The following is a 19,755-nucleotide window of genomic DNA, read 5'->3' on the forward strand; positions in this document are numbered from 1 at the left end:
GGTCGGTCAGCGCTTGCGGCCGACGGCGGCCCAGCCGGGGATGGGGTCGTCGCCCAGGACCTGGACCGGCTCGCCCAGCTCCGGGTGCCACTCGGCGGTGAGCGAGACGCCCGGCTCGACCAGGTCGAGGCCGTCGAAGAAGGCGGCCAGCTCGTCGCGGGAGCGCGGCCGCAGGGTCAGCCCGCGCGCCTTGTACATGGCGGCGGCCTTCGCCGCGCCCTCGGGGTCGAAGTCCCCGGTGACGTGCGAGAGGACGAGGTAGCTGCCCGGGGCCAGCTTCTCGACCAGCTTGCCGACCAAGTCGTAGGCGCCGTCCTCGTCGCCGACGAAGTGCAGCAGCGCGAGCATCGACAGGGCGATGGGCTGGTCGAAGTCAAGGACCTTTCCGGCCCTTTCGAGGATCAGTTCGGGGTCGCGGGCGTCCGCCTGGATGTACTCGGTGGCCCCTTCGGGGGTCGAGCGCAGCAGCGCGGCCGCGTGGGCGAGCACGATCGGGTCGTTGTCGCAGTAGACGATCCGGGAGTCCGACGCGACCCCCTGCGCGATCTGGTGCAGGTTGGGCTCGGTCGGGATGCCGGTGCCGACGTCCAGGTACTGGCGTACGCCGGCGGCGCTGAGCCAGCGGATGGCGCGGTGCATGAAGGCCCGGTTGACGCGGGCCATGTCCCGGCCCCGGGCGTCGACGGTGAGGAGCTGGCGGGCCATCTCCTCGTCGACGGGATAGTTGTCCTTGCCGCCCAGGAACCAGTCGTACATGCGCGCGGGGTGCGGCTTGCTGGTGTCGATGCTCAATCCACCATGCGGGGCTGCGGGGTCCTGGGTCATCGGCTCTCTCCTCGGCGGGTCCAACGGTGGTGCTCACTGCAAGAGTTACGCGACAAGCGGGGTGGGACGGAAGGGGTCAGGTGAGCAGGAAGTCAGCCTGACCTGATTTGGCCCCCTGGATGAATGCGGCGATCTCTCCGTGGGTGTAGATGAGCGCGGGTCCTTCAGGGTCTGCGGACTGTCGCACGGCGACCCTGCCGTCGGCCAGCTTCATGGCCTCGACGCAGTTGCCCCCGTTCCCGCCGCTCCACGGCTTGTGCCATCCCTCGGCACCGAGCTCAGCGGCGGGCATGCCGTTGTATATGCGATCCATTCACAGCTCCTTGCGGAGGTTCCGCAGAACCTCCTTCGTGCGTTGTGCAGTCGCGGCCTGAGCCGCCATGCGGTCCATGACCTCGAGGTGGGAAGCCACCTCGGGACGCGCGTCGAGATAGACGGCGCCTGTCAGGTACTCGCTGTAGACCATGTCCGGGAGTTCGGGCATGGCGAAGCGGAAGAGGACGAACGGCCCGTAGGTGCCGGGGTGGTGGCCGGAGCCGAACTCCGCGATCTGCAGGGTGACGTTCGGCAGCTCGGACGCTTCGAGCAGCCGGTCGAGCTGGTCGCGCATCACCTGTGGCCCGTCACCGACCGGTCGGCGGAAGACCGTCTCGTCCATGATCACCCAGAACTTGGGCGCGTCCTCCCTGGTGAGCAGGGACTGGCGCTCCATGCGGAGGGCTACATGACGGTCGATCTCCTCGGCGTCGTTGCTGCCGCCGACCGCCCCGCTGCGCAGAATGGCGCGGGCGTACTCCTCGGTCTGCAGCAGACCGGGGACGAACTGGGGCTCGTACGCGCGGATGAGGCTCGCGGCCCCCTCCAGGCTGACGTACATCGAGAACCAGCCGGGCAGCACGTCGTGGAACCGCTGCCACCAGCCGGGGAGGTTGGCCTCCTCCGCGAGGGCGATGAAGCCCTCGGCCTCGGAGTCCGTGATGCCGTACGCCTTCAGCAGGAGCTGGACGTACGGGATCTTCAGCGCGACCTCGGCGGTCTCCATGCGGCGGATCGTGGCCGGGGCCACCCGAAGGATCTTCGCGGCCTCTTCCCGCTTGAGGCCGGCCCGCTCCCGCAGATCCTGCAGACGCCTGCCGAGTACGACCTGTCCCACCGTGGGGGCGGACCGCGGCTCGCTCACTCTCAAGACCTCCCCGACGCGCTGTGTGCGTCGAGTGTGCCACGAACACCGCCAGAGAGAACACAGCACTCTGCATTTTTCAGAGTGCCTCTTGCCAAGTGTCCGAGTCAGGAGCACAGTATTCCGGTGAACCAGTACGCACTGCCGCCGTGCGCCGCCGCGGAGGAGTGTGTACGGCACCCTGCCCACAGTTGTGAGGACCCGGTCGTGGCTTCTGGTAACGCGCACTCCTCAGGTCTCATGAGCCCTCGCGTCATGACCCAGCGCCCACGCCCCCACTCCGACGTCCGCAGGTTCGCCTTCGAACTGCCCGCACGCACCGCGTCCGTCGCCCGCGCCCGGCACCTCGCCGAGGAACGGCTCGTCCTGTGGGGCTGCGACCCGGAGATCCGCGACACCGTCGCCCTCGTCGTCTCCGAACTCTTCACCAACGCCATCGTCCACACCGCGAGCGACCGCGTCGTCTGCGAACTGCGCGAGGGCGAGGAGCGGCTGCGGATAGCCGTACGCGACGAGGGCGGCCCCGCCGGGCCCTGCATACGCGAATGCGGCGAGGATGAACGGGGCCGGGGCCTCATCCTCGTCGACGCCCTCTGCGCGGCCTGGGGCGCCGACCGCACCGGTCACGGCACCGCGCAGGTGGTCTGGGCGGAACTCGCGCACGGCATGGCGGAACCGTGCTGAGGTCCATGGCGACGCTGCTCGTCCCCCGCGCCCGCAAGAGCCCCGAGAACTCCCCCGCCCCCCGCACCCCGGTCGGCGTCACCCGCCTCCCGGTCCCCGTCGACCTCCCCGCCACCCTGGGCTGCGACGCCGTCGGCGTCCCCGCCCGCTACGGCTTCCGCATCCTGTCCCGGCTGCCCGCCAAGGGCTGTGTGTACGCGGACGGCAACTGGTGGTGGTGGCTGGTCCCGGCCGGCTCCGACCTCGACCTGACCTGGCCCCTCCCGGCCTGCTACGCCCCCGGCGCCGTGGTCCCCGACCGCCGCCCCCGCCTGATCCACCACCCGGACGGCGGCTCCCCGTACACCCCGCCCATCCCGCTCTACCTGCTGATCTGCCAGCTGACCGGGATCGCCCCCGCCTGGAGCGTCCCGCCGCAGGTGCGCAGCACCCTGTGACCGATCGCGGACGGACCATAGGCTCGGACCATGTTCTCCCCCGAGGGCCCCACCCTCCGTGAGCTGACCGCGCAGGCACTCTCGTCGGTCGAGCACGGCTACGACCTGCTGGCCACGAAGTTCGACACCACCCCGTTCCGCACCCCGGACCGGCTGCTCGGCGCGGTCGCCGACGCCCTGGAACCGCTCGGCCCCTTCGGCACGGGCCTCGACGTCTGCTGCGGCACGGGCGCGGGGCTCTCCGTGCTGCGCTCGGTGTGCGCCGGTCCGGTCACCGGCGTCGACTTCAGCGCCGGGATGCTCGCCGAGGCCCGCGCGGCCCACCCGGACGCGACCCTGGTCCGTGCCGACGCGCTCGCCCTCCCCTTCGCCCCGGCCTTCGACCTCGCGGTCAGCTTCGGCGCCTTCGGCCACTTCCTCCCGGCCGAACAGGAAACCCTCTTCCGCCGCGTGCACGCCTCCCTGCGCCCCGGCGGCACCCTCGCCTTCCCGCTCCCCGCCCCACCCCGCGTCGGCTCCGCCCCCTACTGGGCGCTGTGGGCCTTCGACACGGCGATGCGCGTCCGCAACGCGCTGTGGCACCCCCCGTTCGTCATGTACTACCGCACCTTCCGCCTCACGGACGTCCACGACCGCCTGACCACGGCCGGCTTCCACGTGGACCTCCTGCCGCTGCCTTCCCTGGGCGCACGGGAGGACGGGAGCCCCCGGTGCCGGCTGGTGGTGGCCCGGAAGGCCGATGCCGCGTAGTGATCGGCCAGGTCACCGGTACCCCTTCGGCGGGCTCGCTTTCCACGCTCGGTCGAGGGAGTCGTCCCACGTGCCGTCCCGATCGAAGCTGGCGGCCCGGCAGCCACGCGACATGGGCGCCGCGGCACTGTGCCGCCAGGAGGCCTCCCCGACTCGGGCGATCGCGTGCCCACAGTGCCGGCAGACCGTGTGCCCCATCAGCTCGTCAGCCAGTCGCTCGAACTGCGCCGTGCGGTCCACGACCTCTTCTTCCATCCCCCGCAGCACCTCTTCGGCCCTGGAGATCCCCGTGGAGGAGATGAGGTCGCGCACCAGCACGGCCGCTTCGGTGGCGATGTCGACTCGGCGGGCGGCATCGACAAGGCTCCGCGCAGAACCGCTGTTCGGAGACTTGCGCACCGTCCGCTCGGCCAGTTGAACCGACAGACCGCTCGACACCGGCGCCCCCTTCTCGTCGGCCTCAGGCTCGGTCACCCCGTCGCGCAGGCGCTTGCGGGCCACTTCGAAGGCCCACGCCTCGGTGGACGCCTTCTTCGCGACGTTGAAGTGGGTACCGGTCGCCGCCTCCATCACGGTGTGGAACTCCTCCATCAGCGCGCCCCAGCGGTCACCGCCGGCGAAGTCGTCCGGGCTCCAGCCGTAGTGCCGTACGAGTTCGTCCCGCACGTGACCGAAGTGGTGAAGGCTCTTCCGCACGGGTCCGGCCGTGTCGACACGGAGGCCGATCCGTTCCGCGTCGGCCAGCAGCTCCGGGTCCACGCCTTTCCACTTCATGTGCCCGTCGCGGGCACACGCGTAGTCGACCCAGGACCAGAAGGCCTCGGCATCCGCGACATCGGGAGCCTCCCGGTGGTGCTGTCGGCAGAGAAGGGCGAAGTTGCGCACGTCGTTGGAACCGCCGAGCGACTCGGGGACCACGTGGGCCCTCTCCACCGGGGTCTGCCAGCAGATGAGACAGATCGGCTCATCGATGCCCAGGTAGTCGGCGATGGCCTGGACCGGAGGCCTGGATCGGCGTCGGTCCGGTGTGCTGTCCCGGTTGCGCACACTCAGTTCGCGGTGATCGTAGGCGTGTTCACGGTCCGGGTCGCCTATCTGCAGGAAGTCAGGAACGTCCTCGCGTTGCGGCCTGGGGTTCTTCGCCCGGTAGAGGGGCGTGCTGATCTCCGTGAGGTAGGGGCTGAGGAAACCCAGGAGGAACTCGTTGATGATCTCGATGGCATCCGTGTCATAGCCGCCGACGGCGTTGCGATGCCCTTGGACGTCGAGGTAGAGGTAGCGCGGGGCGCCCGGGCACGTGGCCGCGGCCTGCTGGAGAACCGAGAAGAGGCGGGTGGCGCACTTGGTGAAGTCTTCTTCGACCCGCATGTCGTGGTAGAGCGCGATGCCCTTCGGAGTCGCCTCGGCCGGCGACCCGTCGCGTGGGGCTGCCCCCTGCGTGGTCTCGTCGCGCGCCGATCGCCGATCCGGGATCGGCTTCTGTGGGTTGTCGTTCATGAGCGCACAGTAGGCGCGGGCACTGACAGTCGGGGCTCGCGGGAGCACGCTCGGTGTCGGCGATGACGCCAGAGCCGGGAAACGCGGAAGGACCCCAGCTTTCGCTGGGGTCCTTCCGTCTGGTGTCCGAGGGGGGACTTGAACCCCCACGCCCGTTAAAGGGCACTAGCACCTCAAGCTAGCGCGTCTGCCATTCCGCCACCCGGACTAGGTGGTGTGTCGCTCCGGGTGTTCCCCGCGGCGACATGGACAACTCTACCAGGGGTTCGAGGTGCCTTTCACCAGCGTTTTCCGTGGTCAGTGGGGTGAACCCGGCGGGGCGGCCCCGGCCGCGTCCCGTACGCCCGGAGGGCCGTTCCGGGTACGACCGGGGGCGCACGGGGCGTCGCCGCTCCCTGGGGGGCACCGGCACCTAATCTGCCCCGGATGAACCAATTCACGCCCGCCGTCCCGTATCGCCGGCCCCGGATGCTCTCTCCGCTGCGCGAGCATCTGCGGGACACCTTCTGGTTCGCGCCCGTCGCGTCGATGGTCCTGGTCACCCTGTTGTGGTGGGGCTGCTCCGGGATCGACACGGCGATCGTCGAGACGCTTCAGGACGCCGGCGAGTACGAGGTGGTCGCCGATCTCGCCGGGGTCGCCGAGGACGCGAAGACGATCGTCACCACCATCAGCTCCGCGATGATGACCTTCATCGGTGTCGTCTTCTCGATCTCCCTGGTCGCGGTGCAGATGGCGAGCGGGCAGTTCAGCCCCCGGATCGTGCGGATCTTCATCAGGAGCCGCATCACCAAGGCGACGTTCTCCGTCTTCCTCTCCACCTTCCTGCTGTCGCTGCTGGTGCTGACCTCGTACGAGAGCGAGACGGACCCCAAGCTGATGTCGACGGTGCCCCTGGTGCAGTCGATCCTGACGCTCCTGATGGTGGGACTGAGCCTGCTGTTGTTCGTGGCGTACGTGAACCAGACGCTGCGGCTGATGCGGGTGGGCCACGTGGTGGACCGGATCACGTGGGAGGCGTTCCGGGTGATCGAGAAGACCCCGGCGTACGCGGCGGAGGCCCGGGACCTCGGGCAGCCGACCGGCGAGCTCGTGCACCGGGGCCGCGCGGGGGTGCTCCGGGACGTGAACGTGGTGCTCCTGGTGGCGGCGGCCCGGCGGCACGGGGTGGTGCTGCGGCTGCTGCCGCGCATCGGCGACTTCGTGGTGCCGGGGACCCCGATCCTGGCCGTGCACGGCGGGACGGTGCCGCTCCGGGTGTCGGGCGCCGTGTCGGTGGGCATCGAGCGGACCTTCCACCAGGACCTGGGCTTCGGGCTGCGGCAGCTCTCGGACATCGCGCTGCGGGCCCTGTCCCCCGCCGTCAACGACCCGACGACGGCCGTGCAGGCCCTGGACCGGATCATCCAGTTGCTGACGGCGCTCGCCACCCGGCCGCTGGGCCCGGTGGAGTTCCGGGACGGGCGGCACGGCAGCGGGGTGGTCCGGTTCGTGCAGGGCGGGCCCGAGTGGGCGGACCTGGTGGATCTGGGGTTCGCCGAGATCCGGGGGTGCGCGGGGGACAGTCCGCAGGTGTCGCGGCGGATGCTCGCGGGCCTCGACGACCTGCTGGCCCGGGTGCCTCCGGAGCGGGCGGCGCCCCTGCTGCGGCACCGGACGCTGCTGGTCCAGCTGGTGGAGCGCACCGTGCCGGAGGCGGCGGACCGGGCGTTCGCCCTGGAGCCGGACCGGCAGGGTATCGGCTGAGCCCATCGGCTGAACCGGACCCGGGGGAAGCGAGGATGGGGAGGTGGGAGCCCGACGCCCCCCGACGCCGGCTCCGTGCAGCCAACATCGACGACCCCCGGGCCCAGGTCCAGTCCAATCCGGAAGTCCGTCAGGTCGGCCGGGCCGCGCACCGGGCGAGAGCGGGGCTCGGCCGCGTGCGCGGGCGGGGTCAGCGGGTGCCGGGGCGGATCTCCGTCAGCCGGGCCGAGACGACCACGTTGCCCGTGTAGCCGCCGTCCCGCGCGTAGAGCCCGCCGCAGGTGATCAGGCGGAGTTCGGGGCGTCCCGTGGAGCCGTAGACGCGGGCGGCGGGGAAGCCGTCCTTGGGGACGACCTCGATGCCGTACACGGTGAAGACGGCGGTCCGCCCGTCCGCGCGGACGATCTCGACGCGCCGGTCCTTGGTGAGGGCGCCGAGGTCGTAGAAGACCCCGCGGCCCTCGGGGGTGTCGACGTGCCCGACGACGACGGCCGTGCCGCGTTCGCCGGGGGTGACGGCGCCGGTGAACCAGCCGGCCGACGCGCGCTCCTCCGGGGGCGGCGCCTCGATCCAGCCGTCGGCGTCCAGGCCCACCTCGGCGACCGGCGCGTCGATGCGCAGGGACGGCACCCTGACCCGTACGGGCGGCGAGGCGGGCAGCGGGTCGGGGGCGGCGGCCCCGGGGAGGAGGCCGGCGGTGTCCGGGGCGGCGGCCGCGAGGGGCTGCGGGGGTCCGTCGGCCCGCAGCTCGTCCGCGCCGCCGCGCAGGAGGTGCACCCCGATCAGGAGGACGACGGCGACGACGCCCCAGGCGCCGCGCCGTCCCGGCCCGTTCGACCCGTGCACCGTCCGGCCCTCGCCCTCTCCTCGTACCCCCGCGCGGGGGTGAATGGCGCCCCTTCGCCCCGGTCCTCGTCACACCGGGGCGAAGGGGCCGTCTCGGGTTCCCCTCGGGCCCGGCTCAGGTGCCGGAGGTGTCGCGTCGGCGGATCAGCACCACGGCGGCGCCGAGCGCGCCCACGATGAGCACGGCGCCGGTGACGGCCTCGGTGACGCCGATGCCGGCCGAGCCGTCGGTTCCGGCGGCGGTGCCGAAGCCGGCCTTGACGCCCTTGTGGGCGCCGGTGGTGCCCGCGTTCTCATGGCCGGCGTTCTCATGGCCGGCGTTCTCATGGCCGGCGTTCTCATGGCCGGCGTTCTCGTGACCGCCACCGCTACCGCCTGAGACGGTGAGCTTGGCGGTGCCGCGTTCGCCCTTGCAGTCGAAGGTGACCTCGTACTGGGTGCCCGCCTTGGCGTCGACGTCGACCGTGGCGGTGCCCTGGCGGCCCTCGCTGAGGGTGACGGTGTCGAAGATCCCGGACTCCACGGTCACCGAGGGCACCTCGCAGCCGTCGGCCTTGAGGGTGACGGTGCCGCCGGGCGCGACGGTCTGGGGCGTGACGGAGAAGCCGAACGACGTGATGCCGTGGCCCGTGCCGTCGTTCGGACCGCCGCCGTCCTCCGCCAGGGCCGCCGGAGCGGCGAGGACCAGAGCGGTGGCGGCGAGGGGGGCGGCGAGCAGGGCTGCGGCAGCGACGCGTATCGCACGCATGGCGGATCCTCCAGATCACGCGAGGGGCGGACGCGGAGGGTTCCGCGGACGGGCCGTCGAAAGACCCTCGCCGCGATCGAAGCTAGGCGCGCCCCCGGGGCCCCGCCACCGGGCTCCGCCGAACGGGGCAGCGGGGCGGGACGCCCCCTCGGCGGGGGCGTCCGCCGCCCCCGCCCGGGTGTCACGGGACGCGGACGACCTGCCCCGCGTACGACAGGTTGCCGCCGAAGCCGAAGAGCAGGACCGGCGCGCCGGAGGGCAGGGCGCCGCGCTCGACCAGCTTGGACAGGGCCAGCGGTACGGAGGCGGCGGAGGTGTTGCCGGAGTCGACGACGTCGCGGGCGACGACGGCGTTGACGGCGCCGATCTTCGCGGCGAGCGGCTCGACGATCCGCAGGTTGGCCTGGTGCAGCACCAAGCCGGCCAGCTCCTCGGGGCTGACGCCGGAGCGCGCGCAGGCCTGGCGGGCCAGGGCGGGGAGCTGCTGGGTGGCCCAGCGGTAGACGGACTGGCCCTCCTGGGCGAAGCGCGGCGGGGTGCCCTCGATGCGGACGGCGTGGCCCATCTCGGGGACCGAGCCCCACAGGACCGGGCCGATGGCGCCGGTGTCGGTCTCGGTGGCCTCGACGACCGCCGCGCCCGCGCCGTCGCCGACGAGCACGCAGGTGGTGCGGTCGGTCCAGTCGGTGACGTCGGTCATCTTGTCGGCGCCGATGACCAGGGCGCGGCGGGCGGCCCCGGCCCGTACGGCGTGGTCGGCGGTGGCCAGCGCGTGGGTGAACCCGGCGCAGACCACGTTGAGGTCCATGGTGGCGGGCGACGCCATGCCGAGCCGGGCGGCCACCCGGGCGGCGGTGTTCGGCGAGCGGTCGATCGCCGTGGAGGTGGCGACCAGGACCAGGTCGATGTCGGCCGCGGTGAGGCCGGCGGCGGCGAGCGCCTTGCCGCCGGCGTGCGCGGCGAGCTCGTCGACCGGCTCCTCGGGGCCGGCCATGTGCCGGGTGCGGATGCCGACCCGGCTGGTGATCCAGTCGTCGCTGGTGTCGACCAGGGCGGCCAGGTCGGCGTTGGTGAGCACCTTGGCGGGCTGGTAGTGCCCGAGCGCGGCGATTCGAGTGCCCGTCATGCTCGGGACCCCCTCGGTGGTTCGTTCGTCGGCAGGACCTCCCAGTCTCGTGAGCGACTGATGGGTAACAGGTGACGTAAACCACCAAGATTCGCCCTAAGTGCCTGTCCGACCGTGACAAGAGGAGAATGGGGCGGTCAGGCCTCTCGGGGCTTACCGCACGGACGGAATCGAGTGCAGCCAATGGGACGGGTCACCGAACGACGGCGTGTCGTGCGCATACGGGGCGGGGCGGTGAACGAGCGGCCGGACACCCTGGTGGCGGAGGAGCCGCTGGAGATCCGTCTGAACGGCCGGCCGATCGCGATCACCATGCGCACGCCGGGCGACGACTTCGCGCTCGCCGCGGGGTTCCTGGTGAGCGAGGGGGTGCTCGGCGCCGCCTCCGACGTGCGGAACATCGTGTACTGCGCCGGGGCGAAGGACGACGGCTCCAACACGTACAACGTGGTGGACGTGCAGCTCGCGCCGGGCGTGCCCGTCCCGGACATCACGCTGGAGCGGAACGTCTACACCACCTCCTCGTGCGGCCTGTGCGGCAAGGCCAGCCTGGACGCGGTGCGCACGACGGCGCGCTTCCCCATCGCCGACGCTCCCCCGCTGCGGCTCACCCCCGCCCTGCTCTCCGCCCTCCCCGACCGGCTGCGCGCGGCACAGCGCGTCTTCGACCGGACCGGCGGCCTGCACGCGGCGGCGCTGTTCTCGGAGGACGGCGAGCTGCTGGACGTACGGGAGGACGTGGGCCGGCACAACGCGGTGGACAAGCTGGTCGGCCGGGCGCTGCGCGAGGGCCTGCTGCCGCTGACGCGCGCGGTGCTGCTGGTCTCGGGGCGTGCCTCGTTCGAGCTGGCGCAGAAGGCGGTGATGGCGGGCCTCCCGGTGCTCGCGGCGGTGTCGGCGCCGTCCTCGCTGGCGGTGGACCTGGCGGCGGAGACGGGCCTGACGCTGGTGGGCTTCCTGCGCGGGGAGGACATGAACGTGTACGCGGGCGAGCACCGGATCGCGCTGGAGCGGGTGCCGTAACTCCGGGGCGGTCAGGCCGGGTTCCGCCGAGGGTGAAGAGCGGCCCGGACTTGCCGGGCGGTCGCTAGCGTCGGGTCGTATGACCACGATCACGACGCGCACGGTCGCGTACCCGGCCGACGGACTGACGATGACCGGGCATCTCGCGCTGCCCGCCGGCACCGGCCGCCGGCCCGGGGTCCTGGTCGGGCCGGAGGGGCCGGGGCTCAGCGACGTCGAGCGCGGCCGGGCCGAGGCCCTGGCGGAGCTGGGGTACGTGGCGCTGGCCTTCGACCTGCACGGCGGGCGTCTGCTGGAGGACCCCGAGGAGATGCTGGCCCGTTGCATGCCGCTGCTCGCGGATCCGGACCGGATGCGGGGCATCGGGCACGCGGCGCTCGACGTGCTGCGCGCGGAGCCGCGGACCGACCCCGGCCGGATCGCGGCCGTCGGGTACGGCACCGGGGGCGCGGTCGCGCTGGAGCTGGGGCGGGACGGGGTCGGGCTGCGGGCCATCGCGACGGTGAACGGGCTGATCACGGGCCGGCCGGGCGAGGCGGCACGGATCCGCTGCCCCGTGTGGGCGGGGGTCGGATCGGAGGACCCGATCATGTCGCCCGCCCAACGGGAGGCGTTCGCCGCCGAGATGGAGGAGGCGGGCGTCGACTGGCGGCTGGTGGTCTACGGCGGGGCCCTGCACGCCTTCCACCACCCGCCGGTCGACGGGCCGGTCGTCCCGGGGGTCGGCCACCACCCGGTGCACGCTCAGCGGGCCTGGAGGGACGTGGTCTCTCTGCTCGACGAGTGCGTGCCCCTGGCGGCGCGGGTCACGGCCTCCCACTGATCGCGGGTCGGGCCGTCGTCGCCCGGTGTGAACTCCGGGTGGGCGTCCAGCCAGGCGGTGAGGTGCCGTTCGACCTCCTCGGTGCCGTACGCGTCGGCGGCCGGGAGCAGGAGGTGCCGCACCTGGGCGCGGGCGCGCATGACGACGGGGTCGTCGAAGGCGCAGGCGGCCCGGGCGGCGGCCCGTCGATCCGTGGAGGGTTCGCTGTCGGCGAGCCGGCGTTCGCCGGCGCGGTCGGCCGTGACCTGGGCGTCGAACCAGGGGCGGAGGGTCCGGTGAGTCCAGGCGTGGTAGCCGGTGGGGTCCGCGGCGACGGCGTCGGCGTGGGCGGCGAGGTACTGGGCGGCCTGGAGGCCGAGGGCCACGCCGTGCCCCAGGGTGGGGTTGGTGTGGAGGAGGCTGTCGCCGGCGTTGACCAGGCCGGTGACGACGGGGCCTTCGGCGTCGGCGAGGGAGGTCCAGCGGTTGTCGAGGCCGGCCATCGCCAGGACGGCGGACTGCGGTTCGGGGGCCAGGTCGAGCCAGGCGGCGGTGGCGGGGAAGCGGCGTGCGGCGGCCTCGAAGACGGCGGGGTCGGTGAGCGCGCCGCGGGTGGGGTCGCCCGTGGAGACCACCAGGTGCAGCGCGAAGGTGTCGTTGTCGGAGGGGAAGACGCCGGCGAGGGCGAACGGCGCGGACGAGCCGGTCTTCACCCGCCCGGGGTCGCGCGGGCCGTCGTCGCGCAGCCGGTACCAGCGGCACAGGTAGGCGATGCCGGCGCGGTGGGCCTCGACGACGGGCGGGCGGCAGCCGGCCTCGGCCAGCCAGCCGGGCACCGGCGAACGGCGTCCGGAGGCGTCGACGACGAGGTCCGCCCCGTGGGTCTCCTCACCAGTCTCCTCGCGGGTGTCCTCGTGGGTATCCTCGCCCGTCCGCACGCCCGTCCGCACGCCCGTCCGCACGCCGGTGACGCGGGCGGGGCGGCCCGCCTCGACGATGAGGCCGCGCACCCGGCGCCCGGTCCGGACGTCGACGCCGCCTTCCCGCCGTACGGCCGCCGCGAGGGCGGCCTCCAGCACGATGCGGCGGGTCCGCAGGGTCACGAGGTCCTCGTCGCCCGGCCGGTGCGGCGGAGGCGCTTCGAACCAGTCGAAGTCGTGGTACTCCCGGGCGCCGCGGGCCAGCAGGTCCGCGTAGACGTCGGGGGCCTCGGTGCGCAGCACGGTGCGCACGGGCGCGAGGAAGGAGTGGGGCTGGACGGCCTGGGGGACGCGGGGCCGGGGCCAGTGGTGGAAGTCCTGGTGCGGGTCGTCCCCGGCCTGCCGCGCGTCCTGCTCGAACAGGGTGACCCGGTGGCCCCGTCTGCCGAGCATCAGGGCCGTGCCCAGTCCGCTGATCCCCCCGCCGACCACCGCAACCCGCGCCACCCGTACTCCTTCGCGTCGTGTTGCGAACGGAGCCTATCGAACGGCCTGTTCTAGTTCTTGGGCGGGTCGATCATCTGGAGTCGGAGGGTGGCCGGGGGCGGGACGACGCCCGGGCCGCCGGCCGCGGTCCAGGCGAGGACCTCGTCGAGGCAGTCCTGGTCGGCGCTCCAGCCGATCCACGCGGCGCGGCCTCCGCGCCGGCGGCCCTCGGTGGAGGGCTGGACGACGAGGACGTCGGCCTGGGCGCAGGGGCCGAGGCAGTCGCTGGTGCGGACGACGAGCCGCCCGCCGGAGGCCGCGGCGGCCTCGCGGAGGCGGGCGAGCTGCCCGTCGTGGTCCATGCCGGGGTTCTTGCGGGCGTCGCCGCAGCAGCAGCCGCGGCAGACGACGAGCGAGCAGGGGCGGGCCCCGTAACGTATCGGCACCCGGGTCACGCGGGGCCGTCCAGGGCGACGGCGGCGGTGGGGGCGACGGTGCCCAGGCGCGGGAAGTCGAGCTGGACGGAGGCGCGGTGTTCGTCGGCGGTGAGGGCGGTCATGGCGTCCTCGGCGAAGACGAGGTCGTAGCCCAGGTCGGCGGCGGCGCGGGCGGTGGACTCGACGCCGAGGTTGGTGGCGATGCCGCCGAACACGAGGGTGGAGACGCCGTGTCCGGCGAGCAGTTCGTGCAGACCGGTGTCGTGGAAGCCGCCGATGGTGCGCTTGACGACCACGGCGTCGTCCGGGTGGACGAGCGCGGCGACGAGCTCGCTGCCGGGCGGCTGGGTGTCGACGCCCGGCCGTTCGACCCGGATGTGGACGACGGGGGCGCCGGCGGTCCGGAAGACACGGGCGAGGCGGTCGGCCGCGGCGAGGACGTCGGTGCCGGAGTGGGGGGCGAGGGGCAGCGCGACGATGCGTTCCATCAGGTCGACGAGGACGAGCGCGGTGCTGCCGGGATCGAGTGCGGGCATGGGAGCACCGTAGCGGCCCCGTTGATCATCGCGGGGCGGCCGGGGATGTAATCCCGCCAACGGACTCGGCGTCCGGGGCGGCCGGGGCGGCCGGTCCCTGGCTGGTGTCCTGGCTGGTGTCCCGGCTGGTGATCTGGCTGATGTCCCCGTCCACGTCCGCGTCCTCCGGGTCCCGCGAGCGGCGCTTCGCGATCACCGCGCAGACCATCAGCTGCATCTGGTGGAAGAGCATCAACGGCAGCACCGCGAGCGAGGCCTGGGCGCCGAACAGGACGCTCGCCATGGGGAGTCCGGCCGCCAGGCTCTTCTTGGAGCCGGCGAACTGGATCGCGATCCGGTCGGCCCGCCCGAAGCCGAGCCGCTGCGCGCCGTACCAGCTCAGCGAGAGCATCACGGCGAGCAGCACCGCCTCCACCGCCACCAGCATCCCGAGCCTGGCCGGGGTGACCAGGTGCCAGACGCCCTGGGTCATGCCCGCGCTGAAGGCGGTGTAGACGACGAGGAGGATCGAGCCCCGGTCGACGTGACCGAGCACCTTCTTGTTCCGGACGAGGAAGCCGCCGACCCAGCGGCGCAGCAGCTGTCCCGCCACGAAGGGCACGAGCAGCTGGAGCACGATCTTCACCAGCGCGTCCGCGGAGAGGCCGCCCGCGCTGTTGCCGAGCAGGGCGGCGGCGAGGAGCGGGGTGAGGACGATGCCGGCGAGCGAGGAGAAGGAGCCCGCGCAGATCGCGGCGGGCACGTTGCCGCGCGCGATCGACGTGAAGGCGATCGAGGACTGGATGGTGGACGGCACCAGGCACAGGAAGAGGAGGCCGCTGTGGAGGGAGGGCGTGAGCACCGTCGGCACCAGAGCGCGCGCCGCGAGCCCGAGCACCGGGAAGAGGACGAAGGTGCAGGCCAGGACGGTGACGTGGAGCCGCCAGTGCTTGAGTCCTTCCAGCGCCTCGCGGGTCGAGAGGCGTGCCCCGTAGAGGAAGAACAGCAGCGCGACGGCCGCCTTCGAGGTGCCCTCCGCCACCGTCGCGGCCGTCCCGGAGGCGGGCAGCAGCGCGGCCAGGCCGACCGTGCCGAGCAGCGCCAGTATGTACGGGTCGACCGGCAGCCAGGAGGGCAGCAGGGGCCTGCGGGACGTGCGGGGCGGGCGGGGACTCATGCGTCCATCCTGGTGGACCGGACCTCGATCGGGAATCCCGTACAGCACACTGACTGTCATCACGAAACGTGATAGCCGGCCCTGTGAGCGGTACGGTCGGCGGGTGACCGTGACCGTGTACGAGCCGACCCAGTTGCGCACCTTCCTCGCGGTCGCGCAGACCCTGAGCTTCACCCAGGCCGCCCGGCGGCTCGGGCTGCGCCAGTCGACCGTGAGCCAGCACGTGCGCCGCCTGGAGGAGGCGGCCGGCCGCCCCCTCTTCGTCCGCGACACGCACGGCGTGGAGCTGACCGAGGACGGCGAGGCCATGCTCGGCTTCGCCCGCGCGATCCTGGAGGCGCACGAGCGGGCGGCGGCCTTCTTCACCGGGACCCGGCTGCGCGGGCGGCTGCGTTTCGGGGCCTCCGAGGACTTCGTGACGACCCGCCTGCCGGAGATCCTGGAGGCCTTCCGCCGCGAGCACCCCGAGGTCGACCTGGAGCTCACGGTGGAGCTCTCCGGCACGCTCCAGGCCCGTCTGGAGGCCGGGCGGCTCGACCTGATCCTCGCCAAGCGGCGGGGCGACGAGACCGGCGGCGAGCTGGTCTGGCAGGACGTGCTGGTGTGGATCGGTTCCCCGAGACTGCGGCTCGACCCGGAACGCCCGGTGCCGCTGATCGTCTTCCCGCCGCCCGGGATCACCCGGGCCCGCGCGCTGGAGGCCCTGCGGGAGCAGGGGCGGCCCTGGCGGATCGCGTGCACCAGCACGAGCCTGAGCGCGAACGTGGCGGCGGCCCGCGCCGGCCTCGGCGTGATGGCGCACACCCGCGGCCTGGTCCCGCCGGGCCTGGTCGAGGTCCCGGGGCGGGCGGGGCTCCCGGAGCTCGGCGCGGTCGACTTCGTGCTGCGCAAGGGGCGGCGGGGCGGGGCGACCCAGGACGCGGCGGACGCGCTCGCGGCGGCGATCCTGGCGGGCGGGGACCGGCTGCACCGGCCACGGTGAGGACGGGCGGCCAGGACGGCGTCGGCGTGCGGCCCTCCCCGCCGAGAACGGCCGACATCCCTCTTGCGCTCCCGCCACCCCCTCCGGACCCGTTGCCCCGGTGAGCGCTCGGTACAGATTCCGTGGAGATTCCCGACCGTGCGGCTTACCGGCGGTCACGCAACGAGCCCCCGGCTCCTTCCACTTGCCCGGTTTCCCGGGCCTGACCTGTGGATACGGTCAATGTCGCGGCTTGGTGAAGGCCCTCCCGCCCGTGAGCGCCGTGGGGTACCGTCACCGGCGCCGTACGGATGGCGACATCGAGTGGGCGAGGAGCAGGTCAGTGCGCGAGTTCACCGTGCCGCCCGTCGAGGCGGCGCCTCAGGTCGGCGGTCTGGCGGACGCCGTGTTCGATCATGCCGAGCGGGATCCGGACAGGGTCGCCCTCGGCCGCAAGGACGCCGAGGGAGTGTGGCGTGATGTGACCGCCGCCGCGTTCCGCGACGAGGTGCTGGCCCTGGCGAAGGGGCTCATCGCGCACGGGGTGCGGTTCGGCGACCGGGTCGCGATCATGTCGCGGACCCGGTACGAGTGGACGCTCTTCGACTTCGCGCTGTGGACGCTGGGCGCGCAGCCCGTGCCGGTCTATCCGACCTCCGCGGCCGAGCAGGTCTTCTGGATGCTGCACGACGCCGAGGTCACGGCGTGCGTGGTGGAGCACGAGGACCACGCGATGACGATCGGTTCGGTGATCGACCGGCTGCCCCGGCTCCAGCGCCTGTGGCAGCTCGACGCGGGCCGCGGCGCCGTCGCCGAGCTGGTCGAGGCGGGCGTCGAGATCGACGAGGACGTGGTGCACCGGCACCGGCGGGCGGTGACGCCCGAGTCGGTGGCGACGGTCATCTACACCTCGGGGACCACGGGCCGCCCCAAGGGCTGTGTGATCACCCATGCCAATTTCATGTTCGAGACGGACATGCTGATCGGGCGCTGGGAGCCGGTCTTCCGCTCCCGCCCGGGGGACGCCGCGTCCACGCTGCTCTTCCTGCCGCTCGCGCACGTCTTCGGGCGGATGGTGGAGGTGGCGGCGATCCGGGGCGCGGTGAAGGTGGGCCACCAGCCGGTGATGGCCGCGGCCGAGCTGCTGCCGGATCTGGCCGCGTTCCGGCCCACGTTCGTGCTGGCGGTGCCGTACGTCTTCGAGAAGGTCTTCAACGCGGCCCGGCGCCGCGCCGAGGCGGAGGGGCGGAGGGGCCCGTTCGACAAGGCCGTGGAGGTGGCGGTCCGCTACGCGGAGGCGTTGGAGCACAAGGCCTTCGGCATCGGCCCTGGCCCGTCGGCGGCGCTGCGGATGCAGCACCAGTTCTTCGAGAAGACGGTGTACGGGAAGGTCCGCGACGCGCTCGGCGGCCGGGTGCGGCACGCGATGTCGGGCGGCTCGGGGATGGACCGGCAGCTGGGTCTGTTCTTCGAGGGCGCCGGGGTGACGGTCTTCGAGGGGTACGGCCTGACGGAGTCGTCGGCGGCGGCGACGGCGAACCCGCCGGAGCGCACCAAATACGGGACCGTGGGGCAGCCGGTGCCGGGGACGACGGTGCACATCGCGGAGGACGGCGAGGTGTGGCTGCACGGCGGGCAGGTGTTCTCCGGCTATCTCAACGACCCCCGGTCGACGGCGGCCGTGCTGAACGACGGCTGGCTGGCCACCGGGGACCTGGGCGCGCTCGACGAGGACGGCTATCTGACGATCACCGGGCGGAAGAAGGAGATCCTGGTGACCTCGGGCGGCAAGAGCGTCGCACCGTCCGGCCTGGAGGAGCGGGTGCGCAACCATCCGCTGGTGGCCCAGTGCATCGTCGTGGGCAACGACCGGCCGTACGTCGCCGCGCTGGTGACGCTGGATCAGGAGGCGGTGGACCACTGGCTCTCGATGCAGAACCGGGCGCCGCTGCCGGCCGCCGAGCTGGTGCGGGACCCGGCTCTGGAGGCGGAGATACGGCGCGCGGTGGTGACGGCGAACATCGCGGTGTCGCAGGCGGAGTCGATCCGCACCTTCCGCATCCTGGCGCACCCGTTCAGCGAGGAGCACGGGCTGCTCACCCCGTCCCTGAAGCTGAAGCGGAAGGCGATCGAGAAGGCGTACGCGGTGGAGGTCGACGCGCTGTACGGCTGAGGCGGGCGGGGCCACAGAGCGGTCCGAAGGACCGGCGAATGCCTCGCCAAACCCCTTCACTTCATCATCAATTGACGTTGCGTCAGTTATTGACGGTTCATCAGGCCACTCACAGAATGCGGTCACCCGACGGAGGGATGACCGACCGTGTCCAGAACGCTCCGCACCCTCGCCACCGCGGCGGCGGCCCTGCTCCTCGCCACCGCCTGCAACTCCGCCTCCACCAACGGCGATCCGACGAACCCCACGGACGCGAAGGGGACGGTACGCGGAGTGAGCGCCGACTCGGTCAAGGTCGGCGGCATCGTCTCCATGACCAGCGCCAGCGGCTACTCCAAGAAGGACACCGACCTCGGCGCCCGGGCCCGCTACGCCCGGGCCAACGCCGAGGGCGGGGTCAACGGGCGCCGCATCGAGTACCTGGGCGCCGAGGACGACGGCCAGGACCCCGCGCGCAACCTCGCCGCCGCCCGCAGACTGGTCCAGCAGGAACAGGTCTTCGCGGTCGCGCCGATGAGCTCGGTGACCTTCGCGGGCGCCGACTTCCTCGACTCCCGGGCCGTCCCCACCGTCGGCTGGGGCACCCTCCCGTCCTTCTGCGGCCCGAAGCACCTCTACGGCTTCAACGGCTGCCTCGTCCCCACCCCCGGCGGCACCCTCAACCAGACCTGGCCCGAGGGCCTGGCCACCGTCCTCGGCGGCGCGAAGGGCCGCTCGGTCGCGCTGATCGCCGGCGACAGCGACGCCGGCCGCTTCGGCATCCGCACGTTCACCCAGGGCTTCCGGTCCGCCGGGTTCGCACTCGCCTACGCCAAGGCCTCCGTGCCCGCCACCTCCCTGCCGAGCGACTGGTCCGCGTACACCAAGGAGATCCTGCGCTCCGGGCCCGGCGGCCGGGCCCCCGACGCCGTGGTGTCGGTCATGCAGACCCCGTACAACATCGGTCTGTTCACCGCGCTCAAGCGGGCCGGGTACAAGGGCGTGCTCTCCGACCCGACCGACTACGACCCCGGGCTGCTCGCCAAGGACGCCACCCGGCAGGCCCTCGACGGGGTCGTCGTCCTCCTCCAGTTCCAGCCCTTCGAGTCCGACAGCCCGGCGATGAGCCAGTTCAAGGCGGACATCAGGAAGGCGGCGGGCGGCAAGGACGTGCCGCTCAACATGCACATGCTCACCGGGTACATGAGTGCCGACCTCTTCCTCTCCATCGCCGCCAAGGCCGGCAAGGACCTCAGTGTCGAGTCCTTCCAGAAGGCGGCGGCCGGCTTCTCCGACACCGGCACCCTCGTCGGCGACCGGGCCGAGCCCAAGGGCCAGAAGGAGAGCTTCGGCTGCGGCGCGCTGGTCCGGCTGACCAACGGGCGGTACGAGGTGGCCGTGCCGTTCCGCTGCTACCCGCCGATCCCCTTCAAGTAGGGGGC

At 72.8% G+C, this 19,755-nt stretch carries 20 protein-coding genes and 1 tRNA gene; 9 read left to right on the forward strand and 12 right to left on the reverse strand.

Annotated features, from left to right (window positions below; translation table 11 throughout):
- Positions 1–6: 6 nt before the first annotated feature.
- From ACZ3ZE_RS09835 to ACZ3ZE_RS09845, 3 genes are all read right to left on the reverse strand, one after another.
- A complete protein-coding gene (locus ACZ3ZE_RS09835) occupies positions 7–825 on the reverse strand; it encodes an SAM-dependent methyltransferase (protein WP_361174483.1) in 819 nt (272 codons plus the stop codon).
- Positions 826–901: 76 nt separating this feature from the next.
- Complete coding sequence (locus tag ACZ3ZE_RS09840) at positions 902–1,138, reverse strand: DUF397 domain-containing protein (protein WP_015037566.1); 237 nt, start codon at positions 1,136–1,138, stop codon at positions 902–904.
- Positions 1,139–2,005: a helix-turn-helix domain-containing protein gene (locus tag ACZ3ZE_RS09845; protein ID WP_361174486.1), complete on the reverse strand. Its 867-nt coding sequence runs from the start codon at positions 2,003–2,005 to the stop codon at positions 1,139–1,141. It abuts the gene before it with no gap.
- Between the two features lie 255 nt (positions 2,006–2,260).
- Between ACZ3ZE_RS09845 and ACZ3ZE_RS09850 the strand changes: the two genes are divergently transcribed.
- From ACZ3ZE_RS09850 to ACZ3ZE_RS09860, 3 genes are read left to right on the forward strand one after another with little or no spacing between them, the layout of a single operon-like run.
- The gene (locus ACZ3ZE_RS09850; RefSeq protein WP_361174489.1) at positions 2,261–2,689 is read left to right on the forward strand and encodes an ATP-binding protein; all 429 of its coding nucleotides are present in this window, start codon (positions 2,261–2,263) and stop codon (positions 2,687–2,689) included.
- Between the two features lie 5 nt (positions 2,690–2,694).
- On the forward strand, positions 2,695–3,126 hold the full coding sequence (locus ACZ3ZE_RS09855; protein WP_361174492.1) for a hypothetical protein: 432 nt from the start codon (positions 2,695–2,697) through the stop codon (positions 3,124–3,126).
- 30 nt (positions 3,127–3,156) lie between these two features.
- On the forward strand, positions 3,157–3,876 hold the full coding sequence (locus ACZ3ZE_RS09860) for a class I SAM-dependent methyltransferase (RefSeq protein WP_361174495.1): 720 nt from the start codon (positions 3,157–3,159) through the stop codon (positions 3,874–3,876).
- A 12-nt stretch (positions 3,877–3,888) separates the two neighbouring features.
- On the opposite strand, the gene ACZ3ZE_RS09865 is transcribed toward ACZ3ZE_RS09860, so the two are convergent.
- A complete protein-coding gene (locus tag ACZ3ZE_RS09865) occupies positions 3,889–5,373 on the reverse strand; it encodes an HNH endonuclease (RefSeq protein ID WP_467258267.1) in 1,485 nt (494 codons plus the stop codon).
- 120 nt (positions 5,374–5,493) lie between these two features.
- Positions 5,494–5,581: transfer RNA gene (locus ACZ3ZE_RS09870), tRNA-Leu, on the reverse strand.
- Between the two features lie 218 nt (positions 5,582–5,799).
- Between ACZ3ZE_RS09870 and ACZ3ZE_RS09875 the strand changes: the two genes are divergently transcribed.
- A complete protein-coding gene (locus tag ACZ3ZE_RS09875) occupies positions 5,800–7,119 on the forward strand; it encodes a DUF2254 domain-containing protein (protein ID WP_467258269.1) in 1,320 nt (439 codons plus the stop codon).
- A gap of 190 nt (positions 7,120–7,309) precedes the next feature.
- Here ACZ3ZE_RS09875 and ACZ3ZE_RS09880 read toward each other — a convergent pair whose 3' ends face one another.
- The 3 genes from ACZ3ZE_RS09880 to ACZ3ZE_RS09890 form a co-directional block, all read right to left on the reverse strand.
- Positions 7,310–7,966 (reverse strand): class F sortase, encoded by a 657-nt coding sequence (locus tag ACZ3ZE_RS09880; protein ID WP_467258272.1) that lies wholly within the window; start codon positions 7,964–7,966, stop codon positions 7,310–7,312.
- A gap of 115 nt (positions 7,967–8,081) precedes the next feature.
- Positions 8,082–8,714, reverse strand: coding sequence for a hypothetical protein (locus ACZ3ZE_RS09885; RefSeq protein ID WP_467258274.1), 633 nt, complete (start codon positions 8,712–8,714; stop codon positions 8,082–8,084).
- A gap of 181 nt (positions 8,715–8,895) precedes the next feature.
- A complete protein-coding gene (locus ACZ3ZE_RS09890) occupies positions 8,896–9,840 on the reverse strand; it encodes a beta-ketoacyl-ACP synthase III (RefSeq protein ID WP_467258277.1) in 945 nt (314 codons plus the stop codon).
- Between the two features lie 183 nt (positions 9,841–10,023).
- Here ACZ3ZE_RS09890 and fdhD point away from each other — a divergent pair, with 183 nt between their 5' ends.
- Together fdhD and ACZ3ZE_RS09900 are read left to right on the forward strand one after the other, a co-directional pair.
- Positions 10,024–10,863: a formate dehydrogenase accessory sulfurtransferase FdhD gene (gene fdhD, locus ACZ3ZE_RS09895; RefSeq protein ID WP_361174511.1), complete on the forward strand. Its 840-nt coding sequence runs from the start codon at positions 10,024–10,026 to the stop codon at positions 10,861–10,863.
- A 79-nt stretch (positions 10,864–10,942) separates the two neighbouring features.
- Positions 10,943–11,686 carry a dienelactone hydrolase family protein gene (locus ACZ3ZE_RS09900; RefSeq protein ID WP_361174514.1) on the forward strand — a complete coding sequence of 248 codons (744 nt, stop codon included), beginning with the start codon at positions 10,943–10,945 and terminating at the stop codon, positions 11,684–11,686.
- On the opposite strand, the gene ACZ3ZE_RS09905 is transcribed toward ACZ3ZE_RS09900, so the two are convergent.
- The 4 genes from ACZ3ZE_RS09905 to ACZ3ZE_RS09920 are packed head-to-tail and all read right to left on the reverse strand — an operon-like array spanning position 11,608 to position 15,200.
- Positions 11,608–13,092: an NAD(P)/FAD-dependent oxidoreductase gene (locus ACZ3ZE_RS09905; protein ID WP_467258280.1), complete on the reverse strand. Its 1,485-nt coding sequence runs from the start codon at positions 13,090–13,092 to the stop codon at positions 11,608–11,610. The genes ACZ3ZE_RS09900 and ACZ3ZE_RS09905 overlap by 79 nt on opposite strands.
- Positions 13,093–13,142: 50 nt before the next feature.
- Positions 13,143–13,526, reverse strand: a complete 384-nt coding sequence (locus ACZ3ZE_RS09910) for a (2Fe-2S) ferredoxin domain-containing protein (RefSeq protein WP_361174520.1) — start codon at positions 13,524–13,526, stop codon at positions 13,143–13,145.
- Positions 13,523–14,044 (reverse strand): isochorismatase family protein, encoded by a 522-nt coding sequence (locus ACZ3ZE_RS09915; protein ID WP_467258283.1) that lies wholly within the window; start codon positions 14,042–14,044, stop codon positions 13,523–13,525. The genes ACZ3ZE_RS09910 and ACZ3ZE_RS09915 overlap by 4 nt, the downstream gene beginning before the upstream one ends.
- A gap of 25 nt (positions 14,045–14,069) precedes the next feature.
- Positions 14,070–15,200, reverse strand: coding sequence for a bile acid:sodium symporter family protein (locus ACZ3ZE_RS09920; RefSeq protein ID WP_467258286.1), 1,131 nt, complete (start codon positions 15,198–15,200; stop codon positions 14,070–14,072).
- A gap of 115 nt (positions 15,201–15,315) precedes the next feature.
- Here ACZ3ZE_RS09920 and ACZ3ZE_RS09925 point away from each other — a divergent pair, with 115 nt between their 5' ends.
- The 3 genes from ACZ3ZE_RS09925 (at position 15,316) to ACZ3ZE_RS09935 (ending at position 19,750) form a co-directional block, all read left to right on the forward strand.
- Positions 15,316–16,182 (forward strand): LysR substrate-binding domain-containing protein, encoded by an 867-nt coding sequence (locus ACZ3ZE_RS09925; protein WP_467258570.1) that lies wholly within the window; start codon positions 15,316–15,318, stop codon positions 16,180–16,182.
- Between the two features lie 322 nt (positions 16,183–16,504).
- Positions 16,505–18,334 carry an AMP-dependent synthetase/ligase gene (locus tag ACZ3ZE_RS09930; RefSeq protein WP_467258288.1) on the forward strand — a complete coding sequence of 610 codons (1,830 nt, stop codon included), beginning with the start codon at positions 16,505–16,507 and terminating at the stop codon, positions 18,332–18,334.
- A gap of 147 nt (positions 18,335–18,481) precedes the next feature.
- Positions 18,482–19,750 carry an ABC transporter substrate-binding protein gene (locus tag ACZ3ZE_RS09935; RefSeq protein WP_442303919.1) on the forward strand — a complete coding sequence of 423 codons (1,269 nt, stop codon included), beginning with the start codon at positions 18,482–18,484 and terminating at the stop codon, positions 19,748–19,750.
- The last annotated feature ends 5 nt before the right edge of the window (positions 19,751–19,755 follow it).

It is taken from the genome of Streptomyces sp. NPDC023157 (assembly GCF_055560575.1).

What these genes read in the sequence shown, in the direction of transcription:
- ACZ3ZE_RS09835 (WP_361174483.1), bottom strand. Translation starts at nt 825, where the DNA reads ATGACCCAGGACCCCGCAGCCCCGCATGGTGGATTGAGCATCGACACC.
- ACZ3ZE_RS09840 (WP_015037566.1), bottom strand. Translation starts at nt 1,138, where the DNA reads ATGGATCGCATATACAACGGCATGCCCGCCGCTGAGCTCGGTGCCGAG.
- ACZ3ZE_RS09850 (WP_361174489.1), top strand. Translation starts at nt 2,261, where the DNA reads ATGACCCAGCGCCCACGCCCCCACTCCGACGTCCGCAGGTTCGCCTTC.
- ACZ3ZE_RS09855 (WP_361174492.1), top strand. Translation starts at nt 2,695, where the DNA reads ATGGCGACGCTGCTCGTCCCCCGCGCCCGCAAGAGCCCCGAGAACTCC.
- ACZ3ZE_RS09860 (WP_361174495.1), top strand. Translation starts at nt 3,157, where the DNA reads ATGTTCTCCCCCGAGGGCCCCACCCTCCGTGAGCTGACCGCGCAGGCA.
- ACZ3ZE_RS09865 (WP_467258267.1), bottom strand. Translation starts at nt 5,373, where the DNA reads ATGAACGACAACCCACAGAAGCCGATCCCGGATCGGCGATCGGCGCGC.
- ACZ3ZE_RS09875 (WP_467258269.1), top strand. Translation starts at nt 5,800, where the DNA reads ATGAACCAATTCACGCCCGCCGTCCCGTATCGCCGGCCCCGGATGCTC.
- ACZ3ZE_RS09885 (WP_467258274.1), bottom strand. Translation starts at nt 8,714, where the DNA reads ATGCGTGCGATACGCGTCGCTGCCGCAGCCCTGCTCGCCGCCCCCCTC.
- ACZ3ZE_RS09890 (WP_467258277.1), bottom strand. Translation starts at nt 9,840, where the DNA reads ATGACGGGCACTCGAATCGCCGCGCTCGGGCACTACCAGCCCGCCAAG.
- fdhD (WP_361174511.1), top strand. Translation starts at nt 10,024, where the DNA reads ATGGGACGGGTCACCGAACGACGGCGTGTCGTGCGCATACGGGGCGGG.
- ACZ3ZE_RS09900 (WP_361174514.1), top strand. Translation starts at nt 10,943, where the DNA reads ATGACCACGATCACGACGCGCACGGTCGCGTACCCGGCCGACGGACTG.
- ACZ3ZE_RS09915 (WP_467258283.1), bottom strand. Translation starts at nt 14,044, where the DNA reads ATGCCCGCACTCGATCCCGGCAGCACCGCGCTCGTCCTCGTCGACCTG.
- ACZ3ZE_RS09920 (WP_467258286.1), bottom strand. Translation starts at nt 15,200, where the DNA reads ATGAGTCCCCGCCCGCCCCGCACGTCCCGCAGGCCCCTGCTGCCCTCC.